Source organism: Cellulomonas chitinilytica, assembly GCF_016862675.1.
In the GTDB taxonomy this organism is placed as follows: Bacteria; Actinomycetota; Actinomycetes; order Actinomycetales; family Cellulomonadaceae; genus Cellulomonas; species Cellulomonas chitinilytica.
The window spans coordinates 205,718-227,214 of record NZ_BONK01000002.1 but is presented as its reverse complement, the minus strand read 5'-3'; the positions used below and the strand labels follow the sequence as shown (position 1 = coordinate 227,214).

Annotated in this window: 16 protein-coding genes and 1 riboswitch; of the genes, 12 read left to right on the top strand and 4 right to left on the bottom strand. The window is 74.8% G+C overall.

Annotation, left to right across the window (positions count from 1 at the left end):
• Positions 1-27 precede the first annotated feature (27 nt).
• Positions 28-1,746: an ABC transporter substrate-binding protein gene (locus tag Cch01nite_RS03565; RefSeq protein WP_203748646.1), complete on the bottom strand. Its 1,719-nt coding sequence runs from the start codon at positions 1,744-1,746 to the stop codon at positions 28-30.
• Between the two features lie 358 nt (positions 1,747-2,104).
• A complete protein-coding gene (locus Cch01nite_RS03560) occupies positions 2,105-2,731 on the bottom strand; it encodes a YkoF family thiamine/hydroxymethylpyrimidine-binding protein (protein ID WP_203748644.1) in 627 nt (208 codons plus the stop codon).
• A 128-nt stretch (positions 2,732-2,859) separates the two neighbouring features.
• Positions 2,860-2,979, bottom strand: a riboswitch (TPP riboswitch).
• Between the two features lie 85 nt (positions 2,980-3,064).
• On the opposite strand from Cch01nite_RS03560, the gene Cch01nite_RS03555 reads away from it, so the two are divergent.
• The 11 genes from Cch01nite_RS03555 to holA all read left to right on the top strand — a co-directional run bounded on the left by Cch01nite_RS03555 (position 3,065) and on the right by holA (position 19,484).
• On the top strand, positions 3,065-4,708 hold the full coding sequence (locus Cch01nite_RS03555; protein WP_239069837.1) for an amidohydrolase family protein: 1,644 nt from the start codon (positions 3,065-3,067) through the stop codon (positions 4,706-4,708).
• 49 nt (positions 4,709-4,757) lie between these two features.
• Positions 4,758-5,534 carry an LLM class F420-dependent oxidoreductase gene (locus Cch01nite_RS03550; protein WP_203748643.1) on the top strand — a complete coding sequence of 259 codons (777 nt, stop codon included), beginning with the start codon at positions 4,758-4,760 and terminating at the stop codon, positions 5,532-5,534.
• A gap of 92 nt (positions 5,535-5,626) precedes the next feature.
• Positions 5,627-7,324 carry a metallophosphoesterase family protein gene (locus tag Cch01nite_RS03545; RefSeq protein WP_203748642.1) on the top strand — a complete coding sequence of 566 codons (1,698 nt, stop codon included), beginning with the start codon at positions 5,627-5,629 and terminating at the stop codon, positions 7,322-7,324.
• A 152-nt stretch (positions 7,325-7,476) separates the two neighbouring features.
• Positions 7,477-8,985 (top strand): D-alanyl-D-alanine carboxypeptidase family protein, encoded by a 1,509-nt coding sequence (locus tag Cch01nite_RS03540; protein WP_203748641.1) that lies wholly within the window; start codon positions 7,477-7,479, stop codon positions 8,983-8,985.
• An 85-nt stretch (positions 8,986-9,070) separates the two neighbouring features.
• A complete protein-coding gene (locus Cch01nite_RS03535) occupies positions 9,071-9,763 on the top strand; it encodes a metal-dependent transcriptional regulator (protein WP_203748639.1) in 693 nt (230 codons plus the stop codon).
• A gap of 75 nt (positions 9,764-9,838) precedes the next feature.
• Entirely contained in the window at positions 9,839-11,071 is a 1,233-nt protein-coding gene (locus tag Cch01nite_RS03530; protein WP_203748637.1) for an MFS transporter, read from the top strand.
• An 83-nt stretch (positions 11,072-11,154) separates the two neighbouring features.
• Positions 11,155-14,061 (top strand): leucine--tRNA ligase, encoded by a 2,907-nt coding sequence (gene leuS, locus Cch01nite_RS03525; protein WP_203748635.1) that lies wholly within the window; start codon positions 11,155-11,157, stop codon positions 14,059-14,061.
• Positions 14,058-15,065: a DegV family protein gene (locus Cch01nite_RS03520; protein ID WP_203749175.1), complete on the top strand. Its 1,008-nt coding sequence runs from the start codon at positions 14,058-14,060 to the stop codon at positions 15,063-15,065. The genes leuS and Cch01nite_RS03520 overlap by 4 nt, the downstream gene beginning before the upstream one ends.
• 228 nt (positions 15,066-15,293) lie before the next feature.
• Entirely contained in the window at positions 15,294-16,409 is a 1,116-nt protein-coding gene (locus Cch01nite_RS22660) for a helix-hairpin-helix domain-containing protein (protein ID WP_239069835.1), read from the top strand.
• 578 nt (positions 16,410-16,987) lie between these two features.
• Positions 16,988-18,445: a ComEC/Rec2 family competence protein gene (locus tag Cch01nite_RS03510; RefSeq protein ID WP_203748633.1), complete on the top strand. Its 1,458-nt coding sequence runs from the start codon at positions 16,988-16,990 to the stop codon at positions 18,443-18,445.
• Between the two features lie 19 nt (positions 18,446-18,464).
• On the top strand, positions 18,465-19,484 hold the full coding sequence (gene holA, locus Cch01nite_RS03505) for a DNA polymerase III subunit delta (protein ID WP_203748630.1): 1,020 nt from the start codon (positions 18,465-18,467) through the stop codon (positions 19,482-19,484).
• Between the two features lie 127 nt (positions 19,485-19,611).
• On the opposite strand, the gene Cch01nite_RS03500 is transcribed toward holA, so the two are convergent.
• Positions 19,612-20,235, bottom strand: coding sequence for an EAL domain-containing protein (locus Cch01nite_RS03500; RefSeq protein ID WP_203748627.1), 624 nt, complete (start codon positions 20,233-20,235; stop codon positions 19,612-19,614).
• Between the two features lie 95 nt (positions 20,236-20,330).
• Complete coding sequence (locus Cch01nite_RS03495; protein ID WP_203748624.1) at positions 20,331-21,056, bottom strand: EAL domain-containing protein; 726 nt, start codon at positions 21,054-21,056, stop codon at positions 20,331-20,333.
• A gap of 212 nt (positions 21,057-21,268) precedes the next feature.
• On the opposite strand from Cch01nite_RS03495, the gene Cch01nite_RS03490 reads away from it, so the two are divergent.
• Complete coding sequence (locus Cch01nite_RS03490; protein ID WP_203748621.1) at positions 21,269-21,409, top strand: hypothetical protein; 141 nt, start codon at positions 21,269-21,271, stop codon at positions 21,407-21,409.
• The last annotated feature ends 88 nt before the right edge of the window (positions 21,410-21,497 follow it).

The following is a 21,497-nucleotide window of genomic DNA, read 5'->3' as shown; positions in this document are numbered from 1 at the left end:
CCTGCGGACTGAAGGGCGCGAGGCCCCTCAGTCCTCCTTCCACGTGTTGACGAACGGGTTGCGTGCCTGGGCGTCGAAGAGGATCCCGTGCACCTTCGGGCTGTGCGCGATGACCTGCGCCGGCGTGTAGACGGGGTTGGTCAGCGCGTACTTCTCGAGGATCAGGTCCTGGGCCTTCTTCGCGGCGGCGTGCCGCTCGTCCGGGTCGAGCGTCGTCTCGAGCGCCGACAGGGTGTCGACGATCTCCTGGCGGCCCTCGAAGCCGTCGGGCACGTAGTTCGCGTTCCCGAGGGTCGGGTTGTAGGCGATGTTGAGCACCGAGATGTCGGCGCGGCTGCGGTTCGCGGCCGTGATGTTGAAGTCCGTCTTCGCCTTGGCGTTGTTGGCCGTGTAGTCGGCGATCGGCACGACGGTGAGCTGCAGGTCGATGCCGAGCTTGCGCAGGTCCTGCTGGATCGACTCGTACGCGGGCTTGTTGACGACGAGGTTGCTGATCCCGGAGAGCTTGACGACGAGCGGCTTGCCGTCCTTCACGCGGATGCCGTCCGGCCCGGGCACCCACCCGGCGTCGTCGAGCAGCTTCTCTGCCTTCTTCGTGTCCTGGTGCAGCAGCGTGCCGCTGTAGTCGACCCAGCCGTCCACGGCCCGTGCCACGACCGAGGTGGAGATCTCGTAGGAGTCGGTCAGGACGTTCTTCGCGACGGTGTCCCGGTTCCAGCCGAGCTGGATGGCCTGGCGGACCGCGAGGTCGTCCGTCGGGAAGAGGCCGACGTTGAAGTCGAACCGGATGTCCGCGCCGCGGACCCGGCCGGACTCCACGACGAAGCCCTTGTCGCGCAGCGGCGCCTCGTCGGTGGTCTGCACGTCGAGGGTCGCGTCGACCTCGCCGGACTCCAGCGACCCGGTGCGGACGCTCGCCTCGGGGACGGAGCTGAACACGATCTTGTCGAGGTACGCCTCACCCTTGTGCTTGAGCGCGGGCGGCGCCCAGTCGTACCCCTTGCGCTTGACGAGCACGGTGCTGACCTGCGGCGTCCACGACTCGTAGACGAACGGGCCGGTCCCGATGACGTTGAGCGGGTCGGTGCGCTCCTCGGCGCTCTTCGCGAGCGTCGACAGCGACAGGAACCCGGGCTGGAAGTTCGCGGTGAACGAGGACGCCTGCAGGAAGCTCGCGGACGGCTTGCTGAACACGACCGTCACCGTGCGGGGGTCGACGACGCGCGTCTCGACGTAGTTGGGCAGCAGCGTCGCGCCGTTCGGCTTGATCTGCAGCGCCTCGTCGCCGTGCACGTACTGCTCGAAGTTGGCGCGCACCACCTCGGCGTCGAACGGGGTGCCGTCGCTGAACGTGACGTCGTCGCGCAGGTGGAACGTGAACTCGGTGAGGTCGTCGTTGATGTCCCAGCTCGTCGCGAGCCACGGCGTGATCTCGCCGGTGTCGGGGTCCTGCCAGGTGAGCTTGTCGACGACGTTGCCGCCGATGATCGACTCCGCGTAGCTCGACCCGGCCTGGACGTCGACGACGTGCTGGTAGTCGATGAGGGCGAACTGGAGCGTGCCGCCCCGCACGGGCTCGGTGGGCGCGGTCCCGGTCGCGGTGGGCGTCGGGTCCTCGTCGCCGCCGAGGAACGCGGCGGCACCGGTGCCGACGAGGGCGACGGCGACGGCCGACGCCGCGACGACCCACGGCCACCTCCTGCGGCGGCGGCGGTCGTTCTCGATCTGGGAGAGCTGGTCGCTCATGGGGTTTCGTCCTCGTTCTCGGGGCGCGAGGGACCGTCACGCGTCGGCGTGGCACGACGCGTGAGGTCTCCTGCTGGATGGGGTCTGTCGGGTGCGGTGCCCGCGCCGGGCCCGTGCGGGCCCGTGTCCGTGCGGGTGTGGGCTCAGTCGCGCTCGGGGTGCGCGGCGGGCCCGGGAGCGGTCAGCGACAACACGGGCAGGTGCGGGTCCGCTGCCGGCAGGGGCGACCGGTGATGGCCGCGAGGCGTGCTGTCGTCATGGCGGGCGACTGTAGAGGCGCTCCGTGAAATGCCAACCAGATTGGTCGGAATTCTCGCCAGGTGAGACCGCCGTCCCAGGTCGGGAGGCCCGGCCGTGCTCACCGCCGCGGCGGCGACCCCACCGACACCGTCGCGTGGGCGACGACGTGACGGACGTGCCGGCCCGCCGCGAGCCACCCGGCGGCCACCGCGCCGAGGACCTCCGCGAGGTCGCCGTCGAGACGCGTCACGAACCGTTCGGAGGACACCGTCGCCCGGGTGCGGGCCACCGCGACGGCCTGCTCGATCGCCCGCATGTGGTCGCCGGGGTGCCCGGGGCGGCCGTCGTCGAGCGGGTAGAGGGCCCAGTGCGCCGCGGCGCGCAGGCCCGTCGCGGGGAGTTCCGGGGCGTCCACGTACGCGAGCACGGCGTCGTCGGGGAGGCCGCACGCGACCTCGCCCGGGCAGCCACGGGACAGGTGCACGTGCGCGACCACGTGCCCCGCCACCCGGGCCGCCGCGGCGATCACGTGGTGCACGAACAGCAGGACGTCGTCCTCGGCCCCCCGCACGAGAGTCGACACCTCGTCCGACCCGATCTCGACGCGCATCCCGTCGGCGGTCGCGAGCGCACGACCCAGAACATCGACGAGGTCGCCGTCGGCGGGCAGGAGGGTCAGGCGGGCACCCACCCCGAGATCGGTCGGCGTCAGGGTCGGTCCGGGGGTGCTCGTCACGGTGCTCATGGGTGCTCCTCGTCTCGCGTCGGACCCCCGGGCAGCCGCACGAGGTCGCCGGACGTCGCGCCGCGGCCGCCCGCCGGTGGGCACGCCGACGGCGCACCCGCCCGACGGGCACGGCCACCGGCGCGCGGCCGGCGACGTGCGCCCTGCTCCCTACGCTGGTACGAACCAGGTCAGGTTCCACGGGTCTGCGGGTGGGACGACGTGTCCGGCCGCACTCTCAGCGCTCCTGCGCTCCCCGGGGGCTGTGTCGACCCGAACGTAACCCGCCGACGTCACCCGCCGATAGGGGAGTTCCGGTCCGTGGTCGTCGCCGGCCGACCTAGAGTTGCCGGGATGCCGACGACCTCCGCCCCCCACGTGCGCCCAGGCGCCCGACGAGCGCGGGGACCCGTGGCGGTGGTCGTCGCGGCGCTGCTCGTGCTCGCGGGGTGCACACCGGACGACGGACCGTCGGGTGCACCGTCGTCGCCGACCCCGTCCACGAGCGCGACGAGCACATCCCCGTCGCTGACCGCGACGCTCGCGACACCGGGTCCCGCCGCCGTGGTGCTCCCCGCGGCGACCGCCGAGTCCGCCGCCCTGGAGGCGTCGCAGACCGTGTTCGCGCAGGCCCCCGTCGTCGCGCTCGCCGCCGCCGACGACCCCGCCGCGCAGGCCGTCGCCGCGACCACGGCCACGACCGTCGGCGCGCCCCTGCTGCTCACCGGTCCCGCGGTGCCGCCCCCGGTGCTGCTCGACGAGCTCGACAGGCTCGGCACCCGCTGGGTGCTCGCCCACGGGGCCGCGGACCTGGCCGTCCCGGCCGGCGTGACCGTCCTGCACCCCGACGCCGCCCCGTCGCCGGCACCGACGGCTGCATCGACGCCCGCACCGACACCCACGCAGACACCCACGCCGACCCCCGCGTCCCTCCCGCGCGCGGCCCGACCTGAGCCCGTCGAGGGGACCGTCGCGCTCACGGGTGTCGGCGCCGCCCCCGTGGCCGCCCTCGCGACGATCGCCGCCGCCGGGATCCCGGTGGTCGACGTCCCGGGCGGCGACCCGCGCGCCACCTCGGCGGGCGTGCAGGCCCTGGCCGCGCACCACCCGGCGCACGTCGTCGCCGTCGGTGCGGCGTTCGGCGACCCCGCGCTGCTGGCGTCCCGGGTCGCGACCGCGTCCTCCGGGCAGCTCGCACCAGGTGGCGGCCAGCTCGTGTTCCCGCAGGTCCCCGGCCTGCCGGGCAAGAGGTATTTCGCGCTGTACGGCACCCCCGGACTGCCGGCGCTCGGCGTGCTGGGGGAGCAGGACGTCCCCGCGACGGTCGCCCGCGCGCAGGCGCACGCCGACGCGTTCCGGACCCTGACCGGCGACACCGTCGTCCCGGCCGTCGAGATCATCGCGACCGTCGCGTCGGCCGCCCCGGAGCCGGACGGCAGCTACTCGCGCGCCATCCCCGTCGAGACCCTGCGCCCGCTGGTCGAGGCCGCCGGCGCCGCGGGCCTCGCCGTGGTCCTCGACCTCCAGCCGGGCCGCACGGACTTCCTCACGCAGGCGCAGCAGTACTCCGACCTCCTGGCGCTGCCGTACGTCGGCCTCGCGCTCGACCCCGAGTGGCGGCTCGCCCCCGACCAGGTGCACCTGCGGCAGATCGGCTCGGTCGGCGTGGACGAGATCAACGCCGTCGCCGCCTGGCTGGCCGACCTGACCCGGCAGCGCGGGCTCCCGCAGAAGATGTTCGTGGTGCACCAGTTCTCCCTGCGCATGGTCGACGGGCGCGAGCGGCTCGACACCTCCCACGACGAGCTCGCGGTCGTCATCCACGTCGACGGCCAGGGCACGCAGCCCGCGAAGGCCGGCACGTGGGCGACGCTTCGCGCGGGCGCGCCGCCCGTGCACTGGGGCTGGAAGAACTTCTACGACGAGGACCAGCCGATGCTCGACCCGGCCCAGACCTACGCCGTCCAGCCCGTCCCGGACCTGGTCACCTACCAGTGACGTGCGGGCGGACCTGCCCGTACGGGACCCGGCGCCTAGGCTCGACCGCATGACCCCTCCCGTCCGCATCGGCGTCCAGCTCCAGCCGCAGCACGCGGACTACGCGCAGATCCGGGACGCCGTCCGCCGCTCCGAGGACCTCGGCGTCGACGTCGTCTTCAACTGGGACCACTTCTTCCCGTTGACCGGTGGCCCGGACGGCAAGCACTTCGAGTGCTGGACGATGCTCGGCGCGTGGGCGGAGCAGACGAGCCGCGTCGAGATCGGCGCGCTCGTCACGTGCAACTCGTACCGCAATCCCGAGCTCCTCGCGGACATGGCCCGCACGGTCGACCACATCAGCGGGGGCCGGCTGGTGCTGGGCATCGGCGCGGGCTGGTTCGAGAAGGACTACGACCAGTTCGGCTACGAGTTCGGGACGCCCGGCACGCGCATCGCCGAGCTGGCGGCGGCCCTGCCGCGGATCAAGGCGCGGTGGGCGGCGTCGAACCCGGTGCCGACGCGGGACATCCCGGTGCTGGTCGGCGGCGGGGGTGAGCGCAAGACGCTGCGGGTCGTGGCCGAGCACGCGGACGTGTGGCACGCGTTCGGCGACGCCGCCACGATCCGCCGCAAGAGCGCGATCCTCGACGAGCACGGCGCGGCGGTCGGGCGGGACACGGCGTCGCTCGTCGAACGGTCCGCCGCGGTCTCGTCCCCGCCGGAGGTCGCCGCGGCCGACCTGCTCGACGCGGGCGTCACGCTGTTCACGGTGGGCCTGAGCGGCCCGGACTACGACCTGTCGCTGGCGCAGCGGTGGGTGGCGTGGCGGGACGCACGCGCCTGACCGGCCGCCGGCACCTTCACCCGCGGGTTCGCCCGGCGTGGGGGCCGCTCGGCGAGAAGCGGGCCCGCGGCCGCGCTTAGGCTCGAAGACCCATGGACGGACCGACGAGCCCCGAGCCGACTCCCGGCGACGAGCCCGACGTGCCCCCGTCGCCCCCGTCGCCCCCGCCGCCCTCGTCCTCCCGGTCGCCCCGTTGGCCGCGGGTCGTCGTCGCGGTCCTGGGCGTGCTCGCCGCGCTGGTGTTCGGCATCACCACGGCGACCGTCGACGGCAACCTCGGCCCCCACAAGGCGCGCTACGACGTGACGACGGACTCCACGGTCACGCTGGACCTGGGCCCCCTCGGCACGCTCGAGATCGACTCGCCGCTGCCGCTCACGCTCGGGGTGCGGGTGACGGTCCAGGAGATCCCCGAGTCGTTCACCCAGCTCGACCGACCGGCGACGCTGCAGGCGCTCAACGGTGACCTGCAGGGGTACCTGCAGCTGTTCTCGGCGCCGCAGGCGACGGTCCAGGACGTCGCCCGGGAGCTCGTCGTCGACGTCGCGGGCCGGACGGTCGGTGCGCTCGCGGTCCTCGTCGCGGCCTGGTGGCTCGGCCGGCTGGCGCTGGGGGCGGTCCGGCGCGAGGAGCTCGTCTCCGTCCTGACCCCGCACGCCCGGGCGATCGCGGCGGGCGGTGTGGCGGTGGTCGTGGGGGCGACGGTCCTCACGTCGAGCGTCGGTGAGCGGGACCGCCCGTCGGACGCGGTGCCGGCGTCCGCGGTGTTCGACGACACACCGTTGGAGGGGGCCCGGGTCACGGGGCGGCTCGGCGGGGTGATCGACACGTACGGCGGTCAGGTGGTGTCGGCCTACCGCGCGAACGAGCAGTTCTACGCGACGTCGCGCCGCGCGCTGGGTGAGGCGTGGGACGCCCGGGAGGCGCTGGACCAGGAGCTGGCCGGGATCCACCCGACCGCGACGCCGACACCCGCGAGGAGCGCGACGCCCGACCCGGTGGAGCCGGTCGTGATCGTGCTGGTCTCGGACCTGCACTGCAACGTCGGCATGGCCCCGCTCGTCCGGGACACCGTGAAGCGGGTCGGGGCGGACCTGGTGCTGGACGCGGGGGACACCACCATGAACGGCACGACGGTCGAGCAGTACTGCGTGACGACGTTCGCGCGGGCGGTCCCCGACGGCGTGGAGCTCGTCACGTCCCCGGGCAACCACGACTCCAGCGAGACGAGTGCGACGTACGCGCGGGCGGGCGCGACGGTGCTCGACGGCGAGGTCGTCGAGGTCGACGGGCTGCGGATCCTGGGGGACAGCGACCCGAACGAGACGCGGGTGGGCAGCGGGACGTCGTCGGCGGGGCGGGAGTCGGCGAAGGACGAGGGCCAGCGGCTCGCGGACGTCGCGTGCGACGACGACGACGGCGTCGACCTGCTGCTCATCCACACGCCGTCGGTGGGCCAGGCGGCGCTGGACGGCGGGTGCGTCCCGGCGCAGATGTCGGGCCACCTGCACCAGCGGATCGGCCCGCTGGAGGTCGGCGGCGGCGTCCGGTACGTCAGCGCGAGCACGGCCGGCGCGACGTTGGGGGAGCCGACGATCGGCCCGTTGCACGGGGTCGCCGAGATGACGGTCCTGCGGTGGGACCCGCAGGAGCGCCGGTTCCTCGACTACCAGATCGTCCAGGTGCGACCGGACACGAGCGCGTCCGTCAGTCCCCGTCTGCAGTGGCCGGACGTCTTCCCGAAAGGGCCACGATTGCCCACGAGCGGCGTCAGCCCTTCTCCGGTGTGACGCAGGTCACCTAATGTGAGAGCGCGCGAGGGCCGCTCCAGCGTCGGACGTCGCCGTCGCGCCGAACGCGCGGACGCGCGAGGGGGACGCACGTGGCCAGGGCACGACGACGAGGGACCCACGGGGGTCGAGGACGGCCTCTCGGGCTCGTCGTGCTCGCGGTCGCCGGCCTGACCGTGGTGCTCGCCGGCCCTGCCCGCGCGGCGACGGGGGAGGACACGCTCCGGCCGGGCGAGCAGCTGACCGCCGGCCAGGCGCTCGTCTCCGCCGACGGCTCGCAGGCGCTCGTGCTCCAGACCGACGGGTCACTCGCACTGTTCGGTGCGGACGGGAACCTGCGCTGGACGAGCGGCACGGCCGTCGAGGGGGCGAGCCTGTCGGTCGGGCCCGACGGCGACGTCGTGCTGGTCGCGCCCGACGGGTCGGTGGCGTGGCGCACCGAGACCGCCGACCGCCCGGGCGCCCGGCTCGTGCTCCAGGACGACGGCGACCTCGTCGTCCTCGACGCCGCGGACGAGGTGCGCTGGGACTCCGGCACGACCGTGCGGCCGTCGATCCTGCCCGCGGGCGGGACGCTCGCGCCCGGGCAGTCGCTCTCGTCGCCCGACGGGCGGCAGACCCTGCTGGTCCTCGACGACGGTGACGTCACCCTGCTGGGGCCCGACGGCACGTCGCGCTGGTCGGCCGGCACGCACGAGCCCGGGTCCGTCCTCGAGCTCGGCACGGACGGCAACCTCGTCGTCGTCGACCCCGACGGACGCCGCGAGTGGCGGACACGGACCGCCGGGCACGAGGGCGCGTCGCTGGTGCTGCAGGACGACGGCGACCTCGTGCTGTTCGACGCCGCGGGTGCACCGCTGTGGCGCAGCGGCACCGCGATCGGACCCGCGACCCTGACGGACGGAGCCGCGCTCGACGTCGGCCAGGACCTCGGGTCGCCCGACGGCCACCTGCGTCTGCGGCTGACGGCGGACCGGCTCGCGCTCGAGTACGACGGGCACCTGCTGTGGACCGCACCGCTGACGACGCCGCCCGGCGACGGCGCCCGGCTCGTCGTCCAGGCCGACGGCAACGTCGTGCTCGTCACCGCCGACGGGACGCCGATGTGGGCCACCGGCACCGAGACGGCGGGCCCCGGTGTCGGCCTGCGTCTCGAGGACGGGTCGATGCTCCTGCTCGCGGGCACCGGCCAGGAGCTCTGGCGCGTCGACGTGCCCGTCGAGCTCACCGCACCCGCCCTGGCCGAGACGGACTGCGCCGCCGTCGACGCACCCATCCCGCTCGAGCAGACCGTCGTCACCGCGACCGGCGTCCGGGTGCACCCGTGCCTCGCGGACGCCGTCGACACGCTCCTCGAGCAGGCTCGCGCCGAGGGCGTCGACCTGCACGCGTGGGGCTGGCGCAGCGCCGAGCAGCAGATCGCGCTGCGGGCGGCCAACTGCTCGACGACCGCCGACGGGGCGAGCGTCGTGTGCAGCCCCCCGACGGCACCGCCGGGGACGTCGCGGCACGAGCGGGGCCTCGCGCTCGACTTCACCGTGGACGGCGCCGTCGTGCGCCCGGGGTCCGCGGCGTTCGCGTGGCTCACGCAGCACGCTCCCGAGGCCGGGCTGCGGAACCTGCCGAGCGAGGCGTGGCACTGGAGCGTCGACGGCTGGTGACCCGCGGGTCGCTGACGGGCGGGCCGCTGACGGGCGGGCCGCTGACGGGCGGGCCGCCACGAGGCTTCGCCCTACGCTTGTCGCCGTGAGCGTGCCGCCGACCAGCCCCGTCCTGACCTCCGTGACGCAGGACTACCTCAAGGTGATCTGGTCGGCGCAGGAGTGGTCGGACGTGCCGGTCACGACGAAGCTGCTCGCCGCCCGGCTCGGCGTGGGGGCGTCGACGGTGTCGGAGACGGTCCGGCGGCTCGCCGACAACGGGTTCGTGACGCACGAGCCGTACGGCGCCGTCCAGCTCACCGCCGCCGGTGAGCGGCACGCGCTCGCGATGGTGCGTCGCCACCGGCTCGTCGAGACCTTCCTCGTGGAGGTGCTCGGCTACGGCTGGGACGAGGTGCACGACGAGGCCGAGGTGCTCGAGCACGCGGTGTCGGACGTGTTCGTCGACCGCATCGACGCCCAGCTCGGTCACCCGCGTCGCGACCCGCACGGCGACCCGATCCCCGGTCCGGACGGCTCGCTCGACGTGCCGGCGGCGCACGTCCTGTGGGACGCCGCGCCCGGTCGGTGGGCGGTCGCGCGCATCTCGGACGCCGACCCTGAGCTGCTGCGGTACGTCGAGTCGGTCGGCCTCGTCCTGGACGCGCCGGTCACGGTGGTGGAGCGGCGCGCCGTCACGGGGGTGGTGTCCGTGCGGGTCGGCGAGACGGACGGCACGGTCGAGCTCGGCGAGGTCGCGGCGCGTGCGATCTGGCTCGTCGCGGCGCACGTCGCCTAGGCTGGGGGTCATCCACCGGAGTTGACGACGACGTTCTCCGCCGTTTGATCGAATCGATTCGTCCGGAGTGTCGCCGTGGTCGTCCTCACGTCAGCCCGCGCCCGAGCCGCGCTCGTCGCGCTCGCGCTCGGCGGCTTCTGCATCGGCACCACCGAGTTCGCGACCATGGGCCTGCTGCCCGAGATCGCCACCGACCTCGGCGTCTCGATCCCCACGGCCGGCAACGCGATCACCGCGTACGCGCTCGGCGTCGTCGTCGGCGCGCCCACGCTCGCCGCGATCGGTGCCCGGCTGGACCGTCGCCGGCTGCTCCTGCTGCTCATGGTGGCGTTCGTCGTCGGCAACGTGCTGTCCGCGTTCGCCGCGTCGGCCGGCTGGCTCGTCGTCGCCCGCTTCGTGGCGGGCCTGCCGCACGGCGCTTTCTTCGGCGTCGGGGCCGTCATGGGGACCGCGGTCGTCGGTGCCGAGCGCCGCGGCCGGGCGGTCGCGTCGATGATGGCCGGCCTGACCGTCGCGTGCGCCGTCGGCGTGCCGCTCACCGCGGTCGTCGGGCACGCCGTCGGCTGGCGCTGGTCGTTCGTCGGCGTCGGTGCGCTCGGGCTCGCCACCCTCGTGGCCCTCTGGGCGTGGACGCCGTCGCTCGCGCCGCTGCCGGGCGCCACCGTCCGCACCGAGCTCGCCGCCCTGCGCAACGGGCCGCTGTGGATCGCGTTCGGCGCCGGCGCGATCGGCTTCGGCGGCATGTTCGCGGTCTACTCCTACGTCAAGCCGCTGCTCACGGAGGTGACGGGCCTGTCGGTCGGGGCGGTCCCGGTCGTGCTCGCGCTGTACGGCGTCGGCATGACCGTCGGCACGCTCGTCGGCGGACGGTTCGCGGACCGGTCCGTGCTGGGCACGGTGATCGGCGGCATGGTCGCCACGATCGTCGTCCTGGTCGCGATCGCGCTCGTCGGGCCGTACCTGGTGCCGGCGATCCTGTCGCTCGTGCTCCTCGGCGTCGCGTCCCAGGTCCTCGGCCTGTCCCTGCAGACCCGGCTGATGGACGTCTCCCCGGCGGCCCCCTCGCTCGGGGCAGCGCTGTGCCACTCGGCGCTCAACCTCGGCAACGCCGCCGGCGCGTTCCTCGGCGGTGTCGTCATCGCGGCCGGTGCGGGGTACCTCGCGCCGGCGTGGGTCGGTGCCGGCCTCACCGCCGCGGGCCTGCTCGTCGTGCTGACCGTCGGCCGTGGGCCGGCTCCCCGCCGCGAGACGGGTCCGGTCGACGGCGTCCCGGCCGAGCGTGCGACCGAGGCCGTGCCGGTCGGCTGACGCCCGACCGGCGCCGGTCCCGCTCACGTCCGCCGGAAGATCGACGTGGCCGTCCGCCCCGGTCCGGCCGGTAAACTCGCCGGGTGACCGCGCAGCACGTCCCCGCCCCCGCCGCCTCCTCGTCCACGGACGACGTGCCGTTCCGCTACACGGCGGACCTCGCCCGCGACATCGAGCTCCGCTGGCAGGACGAGTGGCAGGACCGCGGGACGTTCTTCGCCGCGAACCCCGTCGGCGACCTCACGGACGGCGACGGCCGGAACGCGGACCCCGCGCAGCGGTCGTTCTTCGTGATGGACATGTTCCCGTACCCGTCGGGCGCGGGCCTGCACATCGGCCACCCGCTCGGGTACATCGCGACGGACGTCGTCGCCCGGTTCCGCCGCATGCAGGGCGACAACGTGCTGCACGCGCTCGGCTTCGACGCGTTCGGCCTGCCGGCCGAGCAGTACGCGGTGCAGACGGGCCAGCACCCGCGCACCACGACCGAGGCGAACATCGTCATCATGCAGCGCCAGCTGCGTCGCCTGGGCCTGGCGCACGACCCGCGCCGCTCGTTCGCGACGATCGACCCCGGCTACGTCCGCTGGACGCAGTGGATCTTCCTGCAGATCTTCGACTCCTGGTACGACGAGGACGCGGTCCGCGCCGACGGCGGCCGCGGGAAGGCCCGCCCCATCGCGGAGCTGGTCGCGGCGTACGAGTCGGGGGAGCGTGCGCTGCCGGAGGGCACGTGGGCCGAGCTCGACGAGGTCGCCCGCCGCCGCGTGGTCGACGCGCAGCGCCTCGCGTACGTCTCCGAGACGCCCGTGAACTGGTGCCCCGGCCTGGGCACGGTCCTCGCGAACGAGGAGGTCACGTCCGAGGGCCGCTCGGAGCGCGGCAACTTCCCGGTGTTCCAGCGCAACCTGCGCCAGTGGAACATGCGGATCACCGCGTACGCGGACCGCCTCGTCGACGACCTGGAGCTCATCGACTGGCCGGACAAGGTCAAGGCGATGCAGCGGAACTGGATCGGTCGCTCGTCGGGCGCCCGCGTCCGGTTCGCCGTCCAGGGCGGCGCCGAGGTCGAGGTGTTCACCACCCGCCCGGACACGCTGTTCGGGGCGACGTTCATGGTGGTCGCCCCCGAGCACCCGCTGCTCGACGAGGTGCCGCCCGCGTGGCCCGACGGGACGCACGCCGCCTGGACCGGCGGACACCGCACGCCGGCCGACGCGGTCGCCGCCTACCGTCGGGAGTCCGCCGCCAAGACCGCCGTGGAGCGGCAGGCCGACGCGGGCCGCAAGACGGGCGTCTTCACCGGCCACCTGGCCGCGAACCCCGTCAACGGCGAGCTGCTGCCCGTGTTCACGGCCGACTACGTCCTCATGGGCTACGGCACGGGCGCGATCATGGCCGTCCCCGGAGGCGACGAGCGGGACTACGCGTTCGCGCAGGCCTTCGAGCTGCCGGTCGTCTACACGGTCGACGCCCCCGAGGGCACCCCCGACGGTGCGCGCACGGGCGACGGGGCCACGATCAACTCGTCGAACGACCAGATCAGCCTCGACGGGCTGTCCGTCGCGGACGCGAAGGCCGCGATCATCGCCTGGCTCGAGGCCCGGGGCGTCGGCGAGGGCACCATCACCTACCGGCTGCGCGACTGGCTGTTCAGCCGGCAGCGCTACTGGGGCGAGCCGTTCCCGATCGTCTACGACGAGAACGACCTGCCGCTGGCCGTCCCGGAGTCCGCCCTGCCGGTCAACCTGCCGGACGTGCCCGACTACTCGCCGCGCACCTTCGACGCGGACGACGCGCACTCGACGCCCGAGCCCCCGCTGGGCCGCAACGAGGACTGGGTGAACGTCACGCTCGACCTCGGCGACGGCCCGAAGGTCTACCGCCGCGACACGAACACGATGCCCAACTGGGCCGGCTCGTGCTGGTACTACCTGCGCTACCTGGACCCCACCAACGACGCCGTCCTGGTCGACCCCGCGCTCGAGCGCTACTGGATGGGTTCGGGCCACGGGCACCAGGCGCCCGGCTCGGTGGGCGGCGTCGACCTGTACGTCGGCGGCGTCGAGCACGCGGTGCTGCACCTGCTGTACGCACGCTTCTGGCACAAGGCGCTGCACGACCTGGGTCACGTGGCCAGCAGGGAGCCGTTCCACAAGCTCTTCAACCAGGGCTACATCCAGGCGTACGCCTACACCGACGACCGGGGCGTCTACGTCCCGGCCGACGAGGTCGTGGAGGACCACGAGTCGTCGACCGGCTTCTCCTGGCAGGGCCAGCCCGCGCACCGTGAGTACGGGAAGATGGGCAAGTCCCTGAAGAACATGGTGACGCCCGACGACATGTACGCCGAGTACGGCGCCGACACCCTGCGCGTCTACGAGATGTCGATGGGCCCGCTGGACCTGTCCCGCCCGTGGGAGACGCGGGCCGTCGTCGGGTCGCAGCGCTTCCTGCAGCGGCTGTGGCGCAACGCGGTCGACGAGGGCACGGGCGAGGTCACCGTCACCGACGGCGAGGTGTCGGCCGAGACCCTGCGCGTGCTGCACCGCACCATCGCGGACGTGACGGTCGACATGGAGGCGATGCGGATCAACACCGCCATCGCCAAGCTCATCGTGCTCAACAACCACCTCACCACGCTGTCCGAGGTCCCCCGTGGCGCGATCGAGCCGCTGGTCCTCATGACCGCGCCGGTCGCCCCGCACATCGCCGAGGAGCTGTGGGCGCGGCTCGGCCACGAGCGGTCGCTCGCCCACGAGCCGTACCCGGTCGCCGACCCCGCGTTCCTCGTCGAGGACACGGTCACGTGCGTGCTGCAGGTGCAGGGCAAGGTGCGAGGTCGCGTCGAGGTCGCCCCCGACGTCTCCGACGACGACCTGCGCGCGCTGGCGCTGGCCGACGCGGGTGTCCAGCGGGCGCTCGACGGGCGCGACGTGCGCACCGTGATCGTGCGGGCCCCCAAGCTCGTCAACGTGGTGCCGGCCTGACCGCGGACCCGGCTCCCGGCTCGGCTCCCGGCTCGACGGCGGTCCCCGGGCGGTCACGGACCGGAGCACGACCGGCGGTCGCCGTCGTCACCGACTCCACGGCGTCGCTCCCGCCCGGTGCGGCGGAGCGGTGGGGCATCGGCGTCGTCCCGCTCGACGTCGTCGTGGACGGCGTGCGCCACGTCGAGGGTGTCGACCTCACCTCCGCGGACCTGCTCGGGGCCCTGACGCACGGCGCCCGCGTGACGACGTCGCAGCCGCCTCCCGCCGCGTTCGCCGCCGCGTACGCCCGGGCGGCCGCCGCCGGTGCCCGCGAGATCGTCTCGGTGCACCTGTCCGGCGAGCTGTCGGGCACGGTGCGGGCCGCGCGGCTCGCGGCCGCCACGTCGCCCGTCCCGGTGCACGTGGTCGACTCCCGCGTGGTCGGGATGGCGCTCGGCTTCGCGGTCCTCGACGCCGCCCGGTGCGCGGCGGGAGCCGACGGGCCGGCACCCGCGCCGACGACCGGCCCGCTCGCGGCCGCGCGGTCGTGGTGGCGCGCGCGCCGGCACCCTCAGCCCGCCGGACCCGACGCTGCGGCGGTCGCGGCCCGGGCGACGGCGACGGCCGCCTCGACCCGCGTCTGGTTCCTCGTGGAGTCCATCGACCACCTGCGGCGGGGCGGGCGCCTGAGCGCCCCGGCGGCGGCGATCGGGACCGTCCTCGGTCTGCGGCCTCTGCTGGCGCTGCGGGACGGGAGCGTCGTCGTCCAGGAGAAGGTCCGCACCCGCCGCGCCGCCCGTGACCGGCTGGAGGCCGTCGCGGTCGCCGAGGCTGCGGCGCGGCCCGCCGTGCGCGTCGCCGTGCACCACCTGGGGCAGCCCGACCTCGGCTCGTCGATCGGCGCCCAGGTCGCGGCCTGGGCGGGGGACCGGGTGTCCGAGGTCGTGGTGTGCGAGTCGAGTGCGGTGCTCGCCGCGCACGCCGGACCGGGTCTGCTCGCGATCGTCGTCGCGGACGCCTGACCGCCCGCAGGGCGGCCCGACCCTGCCGCCTCCTCGTCGAGCTCCCCGAGACCGTCCGCGGGTGCGTCGGGGCCTCGCGACGGGCACCCCCGCTCCGCTTCACTCGTCGCGCCGCGCGAGCCGGTTCGCCCGTCGTGAGCCGCCCACAGCGCCCTCGCTGCGAGGACACGTCCACGAGCGACCCAGCGAGCACGTCGAGCATCCGCGGTCGCCGCCTAGCGTCCCGTCGTGCCCCGATCCGACCCGACCGCCGCCGCGACCCTCCGACGCCTGGGCGACCTCACGGCCGCCACGCGCGCTGTCGAGCCCGCGCACTCGGGCTGGACACCGGCTCCGACCTTCCCGGCCCCGAGCTTCCCGGCCCCGACCGTGCCGGACCTGACCGTGCCGGCCCCGACCGTGCCGGACCTGACCGTCCCGGCCCCGGCCATCCCGGACCTGACCGTGCCGGTCCCGACCGTCCCAGGCCCGGAATGGCCGCCGGTCCCGGACCCGACCTCCGGACCCTCGCCGATCGCGGAGCCGTACCCGACCTCCGACCCTTCCTTGGCGTCGGAGCGAGCCGCTGACCTGCTCGACGCCCCAGCGAGCGTTCGCACCGAACGGGCGCTGGAGGCGGCCCGCGCCGGGTACGTGCGCGCGCACGGGCACCCGCTCGACCGGGTGCCGCACGTCCCCCGACGCCGGGTGCGATGGGCCGTGCCGTGGCGCCTGGCGGGTGCGGCGGGCGTGGTGCTGCTCGTCGTCGCCGGCGGGGTGGCCCTACGGGCGACGGCGTCGGCGCCGGGCGAGCCGGTCGCGCTGCCGACCCCGGTGCCGGACGGCGCGACCCCGGACGTCGACGCGCCGGTCGCGACCGAGGGGTCCGCGGCTGTCCCCACGGACGCGTCCGTCTCCGGTGCCGGGGCGGGCGAGGTCGCAGCACCGCTGGTCGTGGTGCACGTCGTCGGTGCGGTCGTCGCTCCGGGCGTCGTGCGGCTTCCCGTCGGCTCGCGGGTGGTCGACGCGCTCGCCGCGGCCGGGGGCGCGACGGCCGACGCGGACCTCGCCGCGCTCAACCTCGCGCGGGTGCTCGTCGACGGCGAGCAGGTCGTCGTCCCGTTGCCGGGGGAGGTGGTCCCTGCCGCGGCGACGCCGTCGTCGGCCGCGGCGCCCGGGCTGGTGGATCTCAACTCGGCTGACGCCGGAGCCCTGGACGAGCTGCCCGGGATCGGCCCGGTGCTCGCGCAGCGGATCGTGGAGCACCGCGACGAACGCCGGTTCACGTCGGTCGACGAGCTGGGCGACGTACCGGGCATCGGCCCGACGCTCCTCGAACGCCTGCGCCCGTTGGTGCGCGTGTGACCAGCAACGGCCAGCCGGCCGACGGCGCGGCCGGAGCACCCACGGGGGCGCACGGCGACGTCCGACCGCGCCGCCCGGCTCGTCCAGCAGCCGTGTCCGAGCCTGCGGCCGTCGCCCAGCAGCAAGACACCGGTGTGCTCGCCACGACGTTGGACCTGCGGCTCGTGCCGGCGGCGCTCGGGTCGTGGTGCGCGTCGTTCGCCGCCACCCGCCTCCCCGCCGCCGTCTCGTGGCTCGTCGCCGGCGCGCTGCTCTCGGTGGTCGCGGTTGCCGCCGGACGAGCGACGGCACGTCGTCGCCCCGGCGGGGCTCGACCCTCCGAACGCGTTCGGGCCTCCGAACGCGCTCAGCCCCTCAGGCGGGCTCGGCCTTCCGAATGCGCGCGGCGCTTCGAACCCGCTCGGCCCTCCGGACGCGCGCGGCCCTTCGAACCCGCTCGGCCTTCCGGACGCGCGCGGCCCTCCGAACCCGCCCCCGATGCGGGCCTCCCTGCGCCGTGGCCGGTCCCTCGGCAGCCGGAGCGGGCCGTCGCGGGACGACCCACGGCCGGTGCCGCGGCGGCGCTCGCCGTCGTCGCCGTGGCGGCAGTGCTCGCCGCGGGAGCCGCGCAGGTCGGCGCACGCTCGTCCGGCCTGCTGCCCGCCCTCTCCTCGGCGGGGGCCGGAGGCACGGTCGTCGGGGTGGTCAGCGGCGATCCGCGGATCCTGCCACCGGCCTGGCCCGGCGCCCCCGGGCGCGTCAGCGTGACGCTCGCCGCCGAGCGGGCCGAGGGCGACGGCCACCGCGGCCCGGCGACGGGCCCGGTCGTGGTGTTCGGCCCCCCGTCGTGGGCCGACGTGCCGTACGGTGCCCGGGTCGAGGCGCGCGGTCGGCTCCTGGCCGCACCGGGAGGCCGGGAGGTCGCGCTCCTGACGACGACGCTCGACCCGGTCGTCGTCGCTCCGCCCGCACCGTGGCACACGGCCGCGGCACAGGTCCGTGCGCAGGTCGTCGATCTCGCGGCCACGCTGCCCGGTGACGCAGGCGCGCTGCTGCCGGGCGTGGCCGTCGGTGACACCGCGCACGTCCCGCAGGACCTGGTCGTCGCGATGCGGATCGCGGGACTGAGCCATGTCATGGCGGTCTCCGGAGCCCATTTCGCGCTCGTGGCAGGTCTGGTGCTCGCGATCTGCACGGGTCTCGGGATCCCACGCCGGGCCCGCGCGGTGACGGTCGTGGGATCGTCGCTGGCGCTCGTGCTGCTCGTCCACCCGGCGCCGAGCGTCCTGCGAGCTGCGCTGATGGGGACCGTGGGCGCGGTCGGCCTCGTGGTGGGCCGACCGTCGCGGGCGCCCGCCGCGCTCGCCGCGACCGTGGTGGTGCTGCTCGTCGCCGACCCGTGGCTGGGCGCGGAGCCCGGGTTCGTCCTGTCGGTCCTCGCCACCGCAGGGCTCGTCCTTCTCGGCGGGCCGCTCGCCGAGCGCTGGTCCGGTCGGACCGGCCGGCCGTTCGCCGCGGCGCTCGCGATGCCGGTGTCGGCGCAGGTCGTCTGCGCGCCCGTCCTCCTCCTGATGTCGTCGACGGTCTCGCCCCTCGCGGTCCCCGCCAACCTGCTCGTCGCACCTGCCGTCGCACCTGCGACCGTCCTCGGGCTCGCGGCGGGGCTGCTCGACGGCGTGTGGCCCGCGGGCGCGCACCTGCTCGCGGCGGGCGCCGGTGCGTCGTGCTGGTGGATCGGTGCGGTCGCCCGTGCCGTCGCCCGGGCACCGCTCGCCCAGGTGCCGTGGGCCGGCGGCCCGATCGGGGTGCTCCTCCTCGCGACCTGCGGCGTGTGCGTCGTCCGCCTGCTCCTCGCCCCACGGCCGTCGGGCGCAACGAACCGGGCGGCCCCCGACGAGCCCCCGCCCACACCGGCCCCGACCAGACCGGCCCCGCCGACGCCGGACGGGCCCTCGCCGACGACTGACCGAGCTGCACGCACGACGCCCGTTCAGGATCAGCGCCCGCCCGCACGTGGCCCCCGCCTGGACGCCGTGCCGGTCCGGGGGCGTCGGTGACGTCTGGCAGGCTGAGCGCGTGCCTCCCGCCCGCCGAGCCCCGTCCCGAGCCTCTGCCCGCCCGTCGGGCGGACTGTCGTGGGAGGAGGTCGGCCTCGCGCCGGTGGTCCTGGTCGCCGGGGCGGAGGGTGTCCTGGCGGACCGTGCGGTCGACAGGCTGGTGTCACTGGCCCGGGCGGCGGATGCGGCGGTCGAGGTGACGCGCCCCGACGCCGCCGAGTACACGACGGGGATGCTCGGCGTGGTGACGAGCCCGTCCCTGTTCGCCGAGGACCGCGTGGTCGTCGTCGACGGCCTGGAGCGTGCCGGCGACGAGCTCCTCGCCGACGCCCTGGCCTATCTCGACGCCCCGCCGGCCGATGCGGTGCTGGTCCTGCGTCACGGCGGTGGGCAGCGCGGCAAGAAGCTCCTCGACGCGATCCGTGCCTCGGGTGCGCCGGTCGTGGCGTGCGACGTCGTGAAGTCCGACGCGGACAAGTCGGCGTTCGTCGTGGCGGAGCTGCGCCGGGCGGGTCGACGCGCGGACGCGCAGGCGGTGCGGGCGCTCGTCGACGCCGTCGGGAGCGACCTTCGTGAGCTTGCGTCGGCCTGCGCGCAGCTGGTCGCGGACACGTCGGGGCTGATCGGTCCCGACGTCGTCGAGCGCTACTACGGCGGTCGTATCGAGGCGAGCGGGTTCCGGGTGGCCGACGCCGCGGTGGCGGGTCAGGCGGGTCAGGCTGTGGCGTTGCTGCGGCACGCGATGGCGACCGGCGTGGATCCTGTCCCGATCGTCGCGGCGCTCGCGCTCAAGCTGCGCACGATGGCCAAGGTCGCAGCGGTGCGCGGTCGGGGTGCCGGCGCGCTCCGCGAGCTCGGTCTCGCGCCGTGGCAGACGGACCGAGCCGTCGCCGATCTGCGCCGGTGGACGCCCGAGGGTCTGGCGAGCGCGTTCGCCGCCGTCGCCCAGGCTGATGCCGAGGTCAAGGGGGAGGGGCGCGACCCGCAGTTCGCCGTGGAGCGCGCAGTGCTGCGGGTGGCTCAGGCCGCCGGTCTCTGATCGCCTGGCGGGGTCGCGCTGACGGGCGACTGCCTGCCTGCGCGGCACGGGTCCGCCGGCGCCGGTGTGCCGGGACGGCGGGTCGTGACGGGGAGCCCCGCGTCGGTCGCTGCTCGACGGCGGGCAGTCACAGGGGGAGTGTGACTGCGGGTCCGAGGACGTCACCCTGGAGCAGGTCGAACCCGAGGCTCGTGCAGGCGGCGAGCCGATCCGCGGTGGACACCCGTTCGGCGACGAGGCGGCCGCCCCAGCTGCGTGCGAGGTCGACGAGCGCGGTGCCCTGGCGTTCGACGGCCCGGCAGTCGAGCTTCACGTAGTCGGCGTAGGGGAGCATCCTGCGCTGCCCGTCGGTCGCCTCGAAGTCGTCGATCGCGATGAGGTGGCCGAGGTTGCGCAGCGCGGCCAGCCCTGCGAGCACCTCGTCGTCCACCACCACCGACTCCACGACCTCGAGCACGAGCCGGTCGTGCACGGCGGGCAGCGGCCTGTCACGGACGACGAAGGACCTGGTGACGTTGACGAACGCGCGGGCCTCCCCCGGCGGCTCCCCGGCGTCGTACAGGGTCTCGAGGACCGAGGCCGTCGCGACGTCCTGGTCGGGCGCCGACCAGAGGTCGACCTGGGCGGGGCGCCCGTGGCGCGACCGGTACAGGTACTCGTAGCCGTGCAGCTGGCTGCCCGTGGTCCAGATGGGCTGGCGGGCGACCGGCAGCCGCGCGGGTGTCCGCGGGGCGGCAAGTGGGGCAGTCACGTCAGATGAGAGGCGCGGGGTCGCGGATCATGACGCGACTTCGGCAGATTGGTTGCCCGGCACGACGAATTTCGTCCCCGACCAGAACGTGCAGGTCAGAGGCTCACGCGCCGGGCGCCGGCCCGGTCGAGCACGCCGGCCCGCTCGAGCAGGTTGCCCTGGAACAGGGTGAACCCGAGGCTGCGGGCGTGACGCAGGGTCTCGGGGTTCTCGACGTACTCCGCGACGAGCAGCGCGCCGTAGGAGCGGGCGACGTCGACGACGGGGTGCCCCTCCACGTCGAGGTCGCGGACGTCGATCTTGACGAAGTCCGCGTGCGGGAGCAGCCGACGCTGGTCTGCCGTGTTCACGAAGGACGGCACCGCGATCCGGAACCCCTCCTCGCGGAGCCGCCGGACCCCGGCGAGGACGGCCGGGTCGACGCTCATGTCGGTCACCTCGATCACGAGGCGGTCGGGGCGGCGCGGCACGGGGAGCTCCCCGACGAGGTAGGCGCGGGGGCACCGCACGAACAGCAGCCGCCCGTGCGCGACGTGCTCGAGGTCCGCCCGACCGAATGTCGCGCCGAGCACGTGAGCGGTGGCGCGTTCGTGCTGGTGGGCGCTCCACGAGCCGGCGGAGACGGTCAGGAGGTCGGGGGACCGGAAGGAGAGCTGGTAGGCGAACGCGCGGCCGTGGGACGAGAAGATCCCCTGGCGAGCCACGAGGACGGGCTCGTGTGCGACGTGCCGGTCCCACTCCTGGCGGAGCGCGCTCGGGATCGCCTCCTCGACGGCTGCTGCCAGTCGCGCGAGTCGCCCGTCGGCCTCGTCCGGTGTCATGGGAACTATGACACCACAACTTCGGCGTTGTGAACCGCCGGATCGCGGGTGGATTTCGAGCGATTCGCGCAGGATGATCTCGACAGCCGTGCAGAGGTGTCACCCTGTCCTCTCCACGGGTGACGGCGCCCGGATTCCGGAGACAACCTGGAGCCGCTGGCGTCATCATGTACTTGACCTTCCACGTGCCCCACATGACAGGAGCCTCGCCCATGTCCCGTCCTCTCAAGAACACCGCTGCAGCCTTCGCGTTCCTGATTTTCCTCGGCCTCGGAGGGGGAACGGCGCTCGCGGACGGCGCGAGCACGCAGACCGGCGGTGCGTCCGGCTGCTGCCGTCAGCTCACGGAGTGACCTGACCACCCGGGTCGTTCCCGGGGCGCGGCGACGGCGCCGGCGTCCCCCGGGAACGACCCGTCCGCGCAGGTCAACCTGGCCGGTA

What these genes read in the sequence shown, in the direction of transcription:
- Cch01nite_RS03565 (WP_203748646.1), bottom strand. Translation starts at nt 1,746, where the DNA reads ATGAGCGACCAGCTCTCCCAGATCGAGAACGACCGCCGCCGCCGCAGG.
- Cch01nite_RS03560 (WP_203748644.1), bottom strand. Translation starts at nt 2,731, where the DNA reads ATGAGCACCGTGACGAGCACCCCCGGACCGACCCTGACGCCGACCGAT.
- Cch01nite_RS03555 (WP_239069837.1), top strand. Translation starts at nt 3,065, where the DNA reads ATGCCGACGACCTCCGCCCCCCACGTGCGCCCAGGCGCCCGACGAGCG.
- Cch01nite_RS03550 (WP_203748643.1), top strand. Translation starts at nt 4,758, where the DNA reads ATGACCCCTCCCGTCCGCATCGGCGTCCAGCTCCAGCCGCAGCACGCG.
- Cch01nite_RS03545 (WP_203748642.1), top strand. Translation starts at nt 5,627, where the DNA reads ATGGACGGACCGACGAGCCCCGAGCCGACTCCCGGCGACGAGCCCGAC.
- Cch01nite_RS03495 (WP_203748624.1), bottom strand. Translation starts at nt 21,056, where the DNA reads ATGACACCGGACGAGGCCGACGGGCGACTCGCGCGACTGGCAGCAGCC.
- Cch01nite_RS03490 (WP_203748621.1), top strand. Translation starts at nt 21,269, where the DNA reads ATGTCCCGTCCTCTCAAGAACACCGCTGCAGCCTTCGCGTTCCTGATT.